Origin of the sequence: Pseudoalteromonas sp. A601 (assembly GCF_002165575.1) — a bacterium.
In the GTDB taxonomy this organism is placed as follows: Bacteria; Pseudomonadota; Gammaproteobacteria; order Enterobacterales; family Alteromonadaceae; genus Pseudoalteromonas.
The window spans coordinates 1-11,686 of sequence record NZ_MXQF01000060.1 but is presented as its reverse complement, the minus strand read 5'-3'; the positions used below and the strand labels follow the sequence as shown (position 1 = coordinate 11,686).

The window sequence follows — 11,686 nt, the reverse complement described above, 5'->3', positions numbered from 1 at the left end:
GTTGACCAAACCGCGCTTCATCTTGGAACCAGACATTGACTCTATCTAGTGATACGTGGCCTGGAATTGTGATGATCATATTACGAAGGAAATTTTTTAAAGTCTTCTTGCGCCTGAACTGATTGCTTAGGGTGCTTCGAACGAGATGTAATCCATAATGTAAGAAGGTGGTCGGAGGATGCTTGTATGCCAAATATTTAGAACGCTTAGAGATAAAGTGGAGAAGTGAGGGGCCTCACTTCTCGTTATTCTAGTATAAGCAGGGGAGGAGCCCCTACTTTAACTTTTACAGGCTTTCAATCTTTGCTTTTTGCTCAAGCAGTTTCGCTTTAGCATCTGAGTATTCCGCCAATTTTTCATGCTCTTTGGCAAGTACCGCTTCAGGTGCATTATTTACAAACTTTTCGTTAGCTAATTTATTTTGCACTTGGGCTAGGCCTTTTTCAGCTTTTTCAAGTTGTTTAGCTATACGCGCAAGCTCTGCATCTACATCAATTAGGCCTGCCATTGGGATCATTATCTCAAGGTTGCCAACGTACGATGTTGCACAAGCTGGTGCATCATCTTTATTATCAAGTAATGTGAATGCTTCTATCTTAGCAAGTGATGCTAAGAAGCTCTCATTCTCAGTAATACGACGCTTGTCTTCATCTGATGCATTAGCAAGCAACACCGACAGTGGTTTACTTGGGCTGATGTCCATTTCGCCACGAATATTACGAATAGCGACGATGAATTGTTTTACCCATTCTAGATCTTCCATCGCTTTGGCATCAACACTTGCAGCATTATAAACAGGGAAAGCTTGAACCATTATACTGGTGTTCTCTGTTTCAAGGCTTGCAAGCGGTGCAACGCGCTGCCAAATAGTTTCTGTGATGTATGGCATCATTGGGTGCATTAAACGTAGTAGGCTTTCAAGCACTGTAATAAGTGTATGGCGTGTACCGCGTTGTTGTGCTTCATTGCCTTTGAATAATACCGGCTTAGTAAGCTCTAAGTACCAATCGCAGAACTGGTTCCATGTGAATTCATAAAGCGTATTAGCGGCAAGGTCAAAACGGTAGTTGTCTAAGTGCTCAGTATACGTTTTAACAGTCGCTTCATACTGACCTAAAATCCAGCGATCAGCTAGCGAGTATTCTTTTTCAGCATCGTTTGCAAAACCACAGTCTTGCTCTTCGGTATTCATTAGTACGTAACGGCTTGCGTTCCATAGTTTGTTACAGAAGTTACGGTAACCCTCAAGACGATTCATATCCCAGTTGATATCACGACCGGTAGACGCCATAGCTGCTAATGTAAAGCGCAATGCATCGGTGCCGTGTGCTTCAATGCCGTTATCAAAGGTTTTACGAGTGTTCTTTTCAATTTTTTTAGCAAGCTGCGGCTGCATCATGTTGCCAGTACGCTTGGTCACTAAGCTCTCAAGGTCGATACCGTCAATCATGTCGATTGGGTCAAGTACGTTACCTTTTGACTTAGACATCTTATCGCCATTTTCATCGCGAATAAGGCCGGTAACGTAAACTGTTTTAAATGGCACTTGTGGCTTGCCGTTTTCGTCTTTAATGAAGTGCATGGTCATCATGATCATACGCGCCACCCAGAAGAAAATAATATCAAAACCGGTTACCAACACGTCAGACGGGTGGAATGTTTTTAAATCATCAGTGTTCGCAGGCCAGCCTTGGGTTGAGAAGGTCCAAAGTGCAGATGAGAACCAAGTATCCAGTACATCTTCATCCTGGTTAAGCGCAACATCATCGGCGATGTTATTTTCACGGCGTACTTCTGCTTCATCACGGCCAACAAAGACATTACCTTCGTTGTCGTACCAAGCTGGAATACGGTGGCCCCACCAAAGCTGACGAGAAATACACCAATCTTGTACGTCGTTCATCCACGAGAAGTACATGTTTTCATACTGCTGTGGCACAAATTGAATGTCGCCATTTTTAACCGCGTTTTTTGCAGGCTCTGCAAGGGGAGCAACACGTACATACCATTGATCAGTAAGTAGTGGCTCAATAACCACACCTGAGCGGTCGCCATAAGGTACGGTTAACGCATGGTCTTCAATTTTTTCAAGTAAACCAAGTTCTTCAAACTCAGCGATAATCGCTTTACGCGCATCAAAACGGTCAAGGCCATGTAAGCGCTCAGGAATGGGCGCATCAAACTCAAGCTCTTTGCCATCAAAGGTGTACGTTTCACCTTGGCTTAATACCGCTGCATCTTTATCGAAGATGTTGATCATTGGCATTTGATGACGTTTACCCACTTCGTTATCGTTAAAGTCATGGGCAGGAGTGATTTTTACGCAGCCCGTGCCTTTGTCTTTATCGGCATGTTCATCGGCGACAATTTTGATACGGCGATTAACAATCGGCAGTAAAATATCCTTACCGATTAAATCTTGATAGCGTTCGTCATCTGGGTTTACAGCAACACCTGAGTCACCCAGCATAGTTTCTGGGCGCGTGGTTGCAACGACAATGTAGTCTTTACCATCTTGAGTTTTAACACCATCCGCTAGCGGGTAGCGCAAATTCCACATATGACCTTGTTTGTCTTTGTTTTCAACTTCAAGGTCAGAGATTGCGGTGTGTAATTTAGGGTCCCAGTTTACTAAGCGTTTACCACGGTAGATTAAGTCTTCTTTATGCAGGCGAACAAAAACTTCTTTAACCGCTTCAGATAAGCCGTCATCCATAGTAAAGCGTTCACGATCCCAATCTACTGATGCGCCAAGACGACGAAGTTGCTTGGTGATTGTGCCACCAGATTGGTTTTTCCAATCCCAAATTTTTTCAATAAAAGCGTCACGGCCTAAATCGTGGCGTGTTTTACCTTCTTCGGCAGACAGCTTACGTTCAACCAGCATTTGAGTTGCAATGCCTGCGTGGTCAGTACCTACTTGCCATAGTGTATTATTGCCTTGCATACGCTTAAAACGGGTTAAGGTATCCATAATGGTATCTTGGAAGGCGTGGCCCATGTGTAAGCTACCAGTGACATTTGGCGGCGGGATCATAATTGAATATGCGTCGCCTTTGCCAGATGGTTTAAAGTAGCCTTTCTCTTCCCAGTCTTGGTATAGCGACTGTTCAATATCTTGCGGATTGTAGGTTTTATCCATTACACAGAACCTTAAATAAGTACTTAAATGAGTTGGTTAGCTAGTTTGCCTAGGGCTGCTAGCTATTAATATCTTGCGTGGTGATGTTGGCACCTAGTTGACGGAGCTTCTTAAAGCGCTCGCGGGCGGCTTGTTTGGCTGCGGCCTCGACTGGCACAAAATCAAAAACTTGGTTAAAGCGACGAATAAAATCCGGCAACTGTGCGGCCAAGTTTATTAAAACTTTACGATTGCTGACGGGAGGTGTCATGCCTATTTCAACAGGTGCACCGCCTTTTGGGCCTTCACCTTGGAGGTTATGGGGCACAAAGCTGTCTGGGTCAAATGACCAAATCGTTTCATCAATGGCATGGGCGGTGTCTGTGTTATCAACATAAACGAAAACACGATGACCAAGACGATACTGTTCTGCAGCAATTTGTGCAGCTAAGGCAAAGTGAACATCTGCTTTCGCTAATGATTCATCTTGTTGCTTTAGAACAAAAAATTGGGCATTGATGCTCATTGTATCGGGGTTTCCCATTGCATTGCATATGTGACTTTTTAGCACACATAAATTAGAGCAAGGATTTTGCCATAAAACAGGGTTTGCTTCAATGAATACGCTGCGTTACTCATTAATTAATAGGTAACAAAAAAGGCGCTAAAAAGCGCCTTTCAATAACGTTATGTATGAATACTTAGTCTTGTGCAGCGTCGCTTACACCTACGCGATTGAGTAAGTACTGAGTTAACATAGGCACTGGGCGGCCTGTTGCACCTTTGTTTTTACCACTACGCCAAGCTGTACCGGCTACATCTAAATGCGCCCAGTTATACTTTTTAGTAAATTTAGATAAGAAACAAGCTGCTGTGATAGTACCTGCTGCACGACCACCTAAGTTAGTAAAATCAGCAAATGGGCTTTCTAGTTGATCTTGATAATCATCCCACAGTGGCAGTTGCCATGCGCGGTCGCCACTTTGCTCTGATGCTTTTAATAAGTCGTGGGCAAGTGGGTTGTGGTTTGATAGCAAACCAGTGGCATGAGCACCTAATGCGACGATACATGCACCAGTTAAAGTGGCAACATCAATCACGGTTTCTGGTTCAAAGCGTTCAACATACGTAAGCGCATCACATAATACTAGACGACCTTCTGCATCAGTATTGAGTACTTCAACAGTTTGCCCTGACATGGTAGTTAGAATATCACCTGGGCGGTAGGCATTTGAGCTAGGCATGTTTTCACAGCCCGCTAATACGCCAATAACGTTTATTGGCAGCTGCATTTGCGCAAGTGCACGCATTGCACCAATAACACCAGCTGCACCGCCCATGTCGTATTTCATTTCATCCATGGCTTCGCCAGGCTTGATAGAAATACCACCAGAGTCAAAGGTTAGGCCTTTACCAACTAATACGATCGGGGCTTGATCTTTTGCGCCACCTTGGTAGTTGATAACTGACATGATTGATTCGTTGTCACTACCACGGCCAACAGCTAAGTATGAATTCATACCAAGTTCTGCCATTTTCTCTTCGCCAATTATATCTACGCTAACGTTTTCAAAATTGGTTGCGAGTTCTTGTGCTTGTTCACCTAAATATGCAGGGTTACAAATGTTTGGTGGCATATTGGCTACGTCTTTACATAGCTTGCTGCCCGCGGCTATAGCTAAGCCATGTTCAATGGCGCTTTCACCAATCGTTAATTCGCGACGCGTTGGCACGTTAAACACAATTTTGCGTAATGGGCGACGTGGGTCGCTCTTTTTACTTTTTAATTGGTTAAACGTGTATAAACAGTCTTGTGTTGTTTCAACTGCTTGGCGTACTTTCCAATAGGTATCACGGCTTTTAACGTGTTGCTCAGTTAAAAAGCAAACCGCTTCCATCGACCCTGTTTCGTTTAGGGTATTAATGGTTTTTGAAATAATTTGTTTATACTGCTTGTCGTCAAGCTCACGCTCTTTACCACAACCTACTAGTAAGATACGTTCACTGAGTACATTTGGTACATGATGTAATAACAGCACTTGACCTGGCTTACCTTCTAGATCGCCACGACGTAGTAAATTAGAGATATAACCATCACTGATTTTATCGAGTTGCTCACCAATGGGGGATAAACGACGTGGCTCATAAACGCCAACTACAATACATGCGCTACGTTGCTTTTCAGGACTACCACTTTTTACGCTAAATTCCATTGTCACTCCTAATTTTGAGTCATAGAACCCTTAATATGGGTAATTAAATATATTTCTAGTGCTAAGTTATCTAATACCTTTAATCTTAGTCTAAAAATGTTAACTCATTATGTGTTTTTGAACTTTATACCTTTGTATCGATTAATACCACTTATGCGACAATATATCGAGTTGTTAGGTAGGATATTTAATACTGATGGCATATAATAAACAGAGTAAAACGCTAAGTTTACTTTTATTTTCCCGCTATTGCAGTAAAACAAGATGTTTAACAGGGGCAAGCATTGCTAATTTTCCGTTATTTGACCACTGAAGTTTTAAAATCTCAGGTCGCCGTATTTCTAACCTTGATGACCATATTTTTGTCGCAAAAATTTGTGGTTATTTTAGGTGATGCGTCCGAAGGTGGTATTCCCGCTAAGCTAGTGCTATCGATGATCGCGCTTAAACTTCCACAATTGGCCTCCTTAATTTTACCGCTAAGTATTTTCTTGGGGATTATTCTTGCCTATAGCAGAATATACGCTGATAGTGAAATGACCGTACTTAAAGCCTGCGGTGTCAGTGAATGGTATGTGGTTAGAGTGACCTTAATATCTAGTATTGGTCTTGCGATATTAGCTGGATTTTTAACATTGTACGTTGCCCCTTGGGCTAGTGAACTTGAATATCAACTCAAAGAGCAAGCTAAAGCCGATGCAGGTTTATCTGCACTAAGGGCCGGAAGGTTCCAACAAACTGGTAACGAAAAAGCAGTAGTGTTTATTCATAATATAGAAAATGGTGGTAAAAAGTTAAATAAAGTGTTTGTTGCACAACTGCCTGATACTGAAAAAGATAATTTAGCTCGTTTGGTTTATGCCGAGCGTGGTGTTGTTGTTGAGCAAGATAATGGCGAACAACAACTGGTACTTAGTGATGGTAAACGTTATGAGACTGATGGCACAACACCTGCACTTAATTTAACAGAATTTGATGGCTACAGCGTACAAATTCGTGAGCAAGAAATTGAACATCAACGCCGTAAGCTCGAAGCAGTACCAACTATTGATTTAATGGCGATGAATTCCTCTGAAGCGATAGCTCAGTGGCAGTGGCGCTTAGCCATACCCTTATCCATTCCGTTGCTTACATTACTTGCAGTGCCTTTGAGTGTAGTTAACCCACGACAAGGGAAATTTGCGAAATTAGTGCCCGCTATCAGTTTATATTTAGGCTATTTCATTTTACTGAACGCGGCTAAGTTTGCCGTCGAAGATGGCAAAATCCCACCGTCAATTGGTTTGTGGTGGATTCACTTTACTGCTCTATTTATAGGTGGGTTTTTGATTATCAAAGGGCGTCCTGTTGGTGCATGGCTTAAAGCGGTTGTAACGAAACGGGAGGTAAGCGCATGATGAAAACTCTCGATTGGTACTTAGGCCGCAGTATTTTACAAACGACTGGTTTTGCCTTAATGGTTTTAGTGGGTATTAGTACTCTTATAAAATTTATCGAGCAGCTTAAGTCGGTTGGTCGTGGTAGTTATGATATTACAACAGCGTTACTTTACACCTTGTATAGCATGCCTGGCGACTTAGTTATTTTCTTCCCGATGGCTGCATTAATTGGTGGCTTAACTGGTCTCGGGGCGCTTGCTTCAAACAGTGAGCTAGTAGTAATGCAGGCGGCAGGTATGTCGCGTTTACAAATTATTATATCGGTAATGAAAACCGCAATATTCATGGCTGTTTGTATGATGGCACTTGGCGAGTGGGGCGCACCTGAAGCGCAACAAAAAGCCAAAGAAATGCGTAACCAAGCAATTTATGGTGGAGATGTTTTTAACGCCCAACAAGGTGTGTGGGCAAAAGATGGCAGTAACTTTATAAACATTGAAGACGTTGATCAAAATGGTGTTTTGCATGGCTTTAATATGTATCATTTTGATAAGTCATTACAATTAACACAAATTACAAAAGCGCGTGAAGCGGTGAGTCGAAACGAAGGCTGGTTACTTCGCGATGTTAGTAAGGTGCAATTAAGCGAAGAGCAAATTACTACACAAACGCAAGACGAAGAGCTTTATGAATCACAACTTACTGCTGAAAAGCTTGGCGTGGTTTCAGTTAAGCCCGAAGCATTGTCATTCACAGGGCTGTGGTCATATTTAGGTTACCTCAAGCAAAATGAGCAAGACACCAGCACTTATGAGCTGGCGTTATGGCGTAAAATTATGCAGCCTATATCTATAGCCGTGATGTTGCTGGTGGCATTGTCGTTTATATTTGGCCCATTACGTACGGTGACTATGGGAGCTCGTATTGTAATGGGAGTGGTAACTGGAATTGTGTTTCACTTAACCAACGAAATATTTGGTCCTGTGGTGATGGTGTACCAAATTCCAGCTATTATAGGGGCTACTGTACCAAGTATTTTATTTATCGGTTTTGCTACTTACTTACTGAACAAACGGATATAGTTATTTTAAACTTGCTAGGAATTAAGTTGCTCCTAGCAAGTTAATCTAAAGAGCGATAGATACGCTTATTTTCTTCTTTAGTTAGTGCAACAACATCCGTTTTCGAAATATAATCTTGTAAAGCGCGCTTATTTTTAAAATCAACTAATACCACTAAATTACCAAGGCCAAGCAACGCAGCTACACTGCGAATAATTGCTTGCGGCCAAGTTATCAAATTTCCATCCCGTGTTTGTACTTTCAAACGCCAAGCGCGCATACCAATTGTTTGCCCGCTTTTAGTCCAAAAGTAAGCAAAAAACACAATGTTTACGCCAATAAATAGTGCACTACGCATACCATAAAGTAGTGGAGAGTCTTGTATTAGCGCGGCAGGGTCTTCTGTTTGTGGAATAAACCCGAGTGCAATTAAGCTCTGAATCGCAGCAAAATACAAAATAGCAGTCAGCATAGATAGCGATATAACGACTAAAGAGTCATAAATCAATGAAGCAAAGCGACGCCAAAAGCCCGCACGTGGAAACTCACCAGACATAAATACACTCACAAAGTTAATATGCGCGCTAGTTTAGCAAATAGAATGACAAATACTAGGATCGTAAAACGACTTCAATGTTAATGGTTGCTCAATTGTTAAGCTGTTGATCATCAAATTGTAAAAAACAGCTTGCTGCTAACCTTATTGTTTGTATAATGCTTTGCATAGAGACGAAGACAGCTTGATAAGTCTTAGCTCTAAAGTGGTTTTTCTTTATCTTCTCGTGTTTAGAAGGTTAAAGAAAAATGATGCCAGCGTGATGAAATTGGTATACATGGGGGATTCAAAATCCCCTGCCGAAAGGCGTGCCGGTTCGAGCCCGGCCGCTGGTACCACTTTTGATAGCCCTTGCTTTTTAGCAAGGGTTTTTTTATGCCTGCAGAAAAGTGCAGCCACTCTAATTTCGTATGGAGTGAGTTTGGTTACGCGCGAGAATAAAAAGCATCGTTTTGGCTGTGTAGTAAAATGTATAGTTTATTTCTTTGGTGTGTTATGTGGGCGTTACATACTCTCTCATCAATTTATTCATAAACAAAAAGTTAACAGATTCGACCTCTATTATTATTTAATCTGGTAGAATAGTCAGGTTATAAGCAGTTAAAGCAGTGAACAAACTATGTTAAGTCCTTTTTATCAGCAGCATGCTGATCATATTTCTATTTCCCGTGAACAAGGTTGTCGCTTTGCAAAGTGCGTAGCCGATGATTACAACCCTCTTCATGATAAAGATGCAAAGAAGTTTTGCGTACCAGGGGATTTGCTGTTTGCATTGGTCCTAAGTCGATATGGCATCAGTAAAAAAATGGAATTTACCTTTGCTGGCATGGTCGATGAAAATACCAAGCTAAATTTTCCAGAAGGCGGAGAAGAATTTGCTATAACCAGTGGTGAGAAAGTGATGCTTCGCGTTAAGCGCGAAGGTGAAAACAGTACTTGCCAAACATTGACTGACAGCCTAATTCAAAATTACGTTGAGTTCTCAGGCACTACATTCCCACATGTAATTATTCCTTTAATGGGCAAACAAGAGGTAATGATAAATCCTGCTCGGCCTATGGTTATTTATGAGTCTATGCTTATTAATTTAGACAACCTTGATATTATTGCGCCAACACTTGAATTTGCTGAACCTGATTTTGAGTATACGGGTAAGCGAGGAAAAATAACTCTGCGTTTTAATTTACTTGAAAATGGTAAACAAGTCGGTTCGGGTGAAAAGCACATGCTAGTGTCAGGCATTCGTGAGTATTGCCAAGACACGGTCGATGATTTAATAGCGTTTTATAATCAACGCAAAGAGACGCTTAAGCCTGTAGCCTAATAAATAAAGGGTTTAGGTTTTGAATGAAGGCGCGAAAGCGCCTTTTTTGTTGCATGTTTTATGCGTACAATAGCGCCACTATTAGTTATTTCAAGTCTATGCTATGTCTGCTGCAACCTTTAATGATCTCCACCTCGACCCGTTACTACTTAAAGCGCTTGAGCTAAATGAATATCAAACGCCAACGGCTATTCAGCTTCAAACTATTCCATTAATTTTAGCTAATCACGATGTAATGGGCAGTGCACAAACGGGCACAGGTAAAACTGCGGCATTTGTGCTTCCATTACTGCATAAACTGTTAACCACTAACAAAAAAGATGAGCAAGGCACGGCCCGCGTATTAATTTTAACGCCTACTCGAGAGCTTGCTCAGCAAGTATTTGCTAGTTTTGAAAAATACGCTCAAGGGTCTGATATTAAAGGTGCATTAGCTTATGGTGGTGCCAGTATTGGTCCGCAAGTCAAAGCCATGAAAGACGCACAAGTTGTCGTAGCAACGCCAGGGCGTTTACTTGATCACATCATCAAAGGCAGTATTAAACTTTCAAGTGTTGATTCACTGGTATTTGATGAAGCAGACCGCATGCTAGATATGGGCTTTATTGACGAAATAAAACGTATTTTGCGCCACATTCCAAGTGAACGCCAAACCTTACTATTTTCAGCCACCTTTGATGACAGCGTATTTGAGCTTAGCAAAAAACTGCTTAAAGACCCTAAATTGGTCGAAGTTGATAAACGTAACTCTGCTGCAGTTGAAGTGGAACAAGTGATTTATGCGGTTGATGAAGACCGTAAACGTGAACTTGTCTCTCATATGATTGGCATGAAAAATTGGCGCCAAGTACTGATTTTTACCCGTACTAAGCAAATGGCCGACAAACTTGCTAAAGAAATGTGCAAAGACGGCCTGAAAACAGAATCTATCCATGGCGATAAATCACAAGGGGCACGTGATAGGGCGTTGCAAAACTTTAAAGAGGGAACGACCCGCGTACTGGTAGCCACAGATGTTGCAGCCCGTGGTTTAGATATTGTATCGCTTAAATATGTTATTAACTTTGAGTTGCCGTACATAGCAGAAGATTATGTACACCGAATAGGTCGTACAGGTCGAGCCGGCGAACAAGGTCTTGCTATGTCACTAGTGAGCTTGGATGAGCAATGGTTACTGGAAGAAATTGAAGTCTTACTTGATACTCGGTTAACCCCTCAATGGCTTGCAGGTTATGAACCCGATCCAACCAAAAAGCCTAAAGATAATCGAAAAAATACGAATAAATCGCGAAAAGATCGGGATAAAAAGCGAATTTTAGGTAAAAAAAGTTCAAACCGACGCCGATAAGTTTCTTATACTTAAAGCTCTGCAACTAGCTTGAGTAAGTAGTATGTTTAAAACTAATCAATGGGTGTTTTCAGGAAAAGACAGCCAAATATCTTTACAGAAATGGCAAAAGACAGTCGATTTAATGACTGAGTTATTTTCAGCTCCAGCAGGATTTGTTGTTCAAGCTACTGACGCTGGTTACCGAATTGTAGTTGCCAGCGAACAGCGAGAAAACCCGTATAAAGCAGGGGAGGTCGTGCCACTTGATACAAATATTTTTTGTAAAAAAGTGGTGCAAGACAACCACGCTTTATATGTTAATCATGCTAGTAAAGATGATATGTGGTTAGACAACCCTGAGGTGACGCAAGATGGGTTTGAATCATACCTAGGTTTGCCGATACATTGGCCTGATGGTGAAGTGTTTGGCACTTTTTGTGTTATGGACTTTGAACAAACTGATTATCAGCGCAATTACTTGGAATTAATCAAACAACTCAGAGACATGGTTGAAGATGATTTAGCATTAATAAACAGTTTTGTGCAAATGCGCGAAATCGCAATGTTAGATCCACTCACTAATATTTATAATCGCCGTGCTCTGAACTTACTCGCCCAGCAAAAGCTCAGTTTATCAGGCCGATTAGGCTTTGATGTCTGTTGCTTATTCATTCTTGAATTCAAGTATTAAGTGCAATCATT

General features: G+C 41.6%; 9 protein-coding genes, 1 tRNA gene and 1 pseudogene. 6 read left to right on the top strand and 5 right to left on the bottom strand.

Annotated features, from left to right (window positions below):
• The 4 genes and pseudogenes from B5G52_RS21975 to pepA form a co-directional block, all read right to left on the bottom strand.
• Positions 1-155, bottom strand: a pseudogene (locus tag B5G52_RS21975) (IS630 family transposase); the annotation flags it as partial.
• Positions 156-286: 131 nt separating this feature from the next.
• Positions 287-3,142, bottom strand: coding sequence for a valine--tRNA ligase (locus tag B5G52_RS21405; RefSeq protein WP_087534668.1), 2,856 nt, complete (start codon positions 3,140-3,142; stop codon positions 287-289).
• A 58-nt stretch (positions 3,143-3,200) separates the two neighbouring features.
• Positions 3,201-3,647 carry a DNA polymerase III subunit chi gene (locus B5G52_RS21400; RefSeq protein ID WP_087534667.1) on the bottom strand — a complete coding sequence of 149 codons (447 nt, stop codon included), beginning with the start codon at positions 3,645-3,647 and terminating at the stop codon, positions 3,201-3,203.
• A gap of 175 nt (positions 3,648-3,822) precedes the next feature.
• The gene (pepA, locus tag B5G52_RS21395) at positions 3,823-5,334 is read right to left on the bottom strand and encodes a leucyl aminopeptidase (protein ID WP_087534666.1); all 1,512 of its coding nucleotides are present in this window, start codon (positions 5,332-5,334) and stop codon (positions 3,823-3,825) included.
• A gap of 284 nt (positions 5,335-5,618) precedes the next feature.
• On the opposite strand from pepA, the gene lptF reads away from it, so the two are divergent.
• The gene (lptF, locus tag B5G52_RS21390; RefSeq protein WP_087534665.1) at positions 5,619-6,731 is read left to right on the top strand and encodes an LPS export ABC transporter permease LptF; all 1,113 of its coding nucleotides are present in this window, start codon (positions 5,619-5,621) and stop codon (positions 6,729-6,731) included.
• The gene (gene lptG, locus B5G52_RS21385) at positions 6,728-7,795 is read left to right on the top strand and encodes an LPS export ABC transporter permease LptG (protein WP_087534664.1); all 1,068 of its coding nucleotides are present in this window, start codon (positions 6,728-6,730) and stop codon (positions 7,793-7,795) included. The genes lptF and lptG overlap by 4 nt, the downstream gene beginning before the upstream one ends.
• A 40-nt stretch (positions 7,796-7,835) precedes the next feature.
• On the opposite strand, the gene B5G52_RS21380 is transcribed toward lptG, so the two are convergent.
• Positions 7,836-8,330, bottom strand: a complete 495-nt coding sequence (locus tag B5G52_RS21380; RefSeq protein WP_087534663.1) for an RDD family protein — start codon at positions 8,328-8,330, stop codon at positions 7,836-7,838.
• 253 nt (positions 8,331-8,583) lie between these two features.
• On the opposite strand from B5G52_RS21380, the gene B5G52_RS21375 reads away from it, so the two are divergent.
• The 4 genes from B5G52_RS21375 to B5G52_RS21360 all read left to right on the top strand — a co-directional run bounded on the left by B5G52_RS21375 (position 8,584) and on the right by B5G52_RS21360 (position 11,675).
• Positions 8,584-8,668: transfer RNA gene (locus B5G52_RS21375), tRNA-Leu, on the top strand.
• A 281-nt stretch (positions 8,669-8,949) separates the two neighbouring features.
• On the top strand, positions 8,950-9,654 hold the full coding sequence (locus B5G52_RS21370; RefSeq protein ID WP_087534662.1) for a DUF3581 domain-containing protein: 705 nt from the start codon (positions 8,950-8,952) through the stop codon (positions 9,652-9,654).
• 103 nt (positions 9,655-9,757) lie between these two features.
• Positions 9,758-11,002 (top strand): DEAD/DEAH box helicase, encoded by a 1,245-nt coding sequence (locus tag B5G52_RS21365; protein WP_087534661.1) that lies wholly within the window; start codon positions 9,758-9,760, stop codon positions 11,000-11,002.
• A gap of 43 nt (positions 11,003-11,045) precedes the next feature.
• A complete protein-coding gene (locus B5G52_RS21360) occupies positions 11,046-11,675 on the top strand; it encodes a GAF domain-containing protein (RefSeq protein WP_254911265.1) in 630 nt (209 codons plus the stop codon).
• Positions 11,676-11,686 lie beyond the last annotated feature (11 nt).

Coding starts and splice junctions, on each gene's coding strand:
- B5G52_RS21405 (WP_087534668.1), bottom strand. CDS start 3,142: ATGGATAAAACCTACAATCCGCAAGATATTGAACAGTCGCTATACCAA.
- B5G52_RS21400 (WP_087534667.1), bottom strand. CDS start 3,647: ATGAGCATCAATGCCCAATTTTTTGTTCTAAAGCAACAAGATGAATCA.
- pepA (WP_087534666.1), bottom strand. CDS start 5,334: ATGGAATTTAGCGTAAAAAGTGGTAGTCCTGAAAAGCAACGTAGCGCA.
- lptG (WP_087534664.1), top strand. CDS start 6,728: ATGATGAAAACTCTCGATTGGTACTTAGGCCGCAGTATTTTACAAACG.
- B5G52_RS21380 (WP_087534663.1), bottom strand. CDS start 8,330: ATGTCTGGTGAGTTTCCACGTGCGGGCTTTTGGCGTCGCTTTGCTTCA.
- B5G52_RS21370 (WP_087534662.1), top strand. CDS start 8,950: ATGTTAAGTCCTTTTTATCAGCAGCATGCTGATCATATTTCTATTTCC.
- B5G52_RS21365 (WP_087534661.1), top strand. CDS start 9,758: ATGTCTGCTGCAACCTTTAATGATCTCCACCTCGACCCGTTACTACTT.
- B5G52_RS21360 (WP_254911265.1), top strand. CDS start 11,046: ATGTTTAAAACTAATCAATGGGTGTTTTCAGGAAAAGACAGCCAAATA.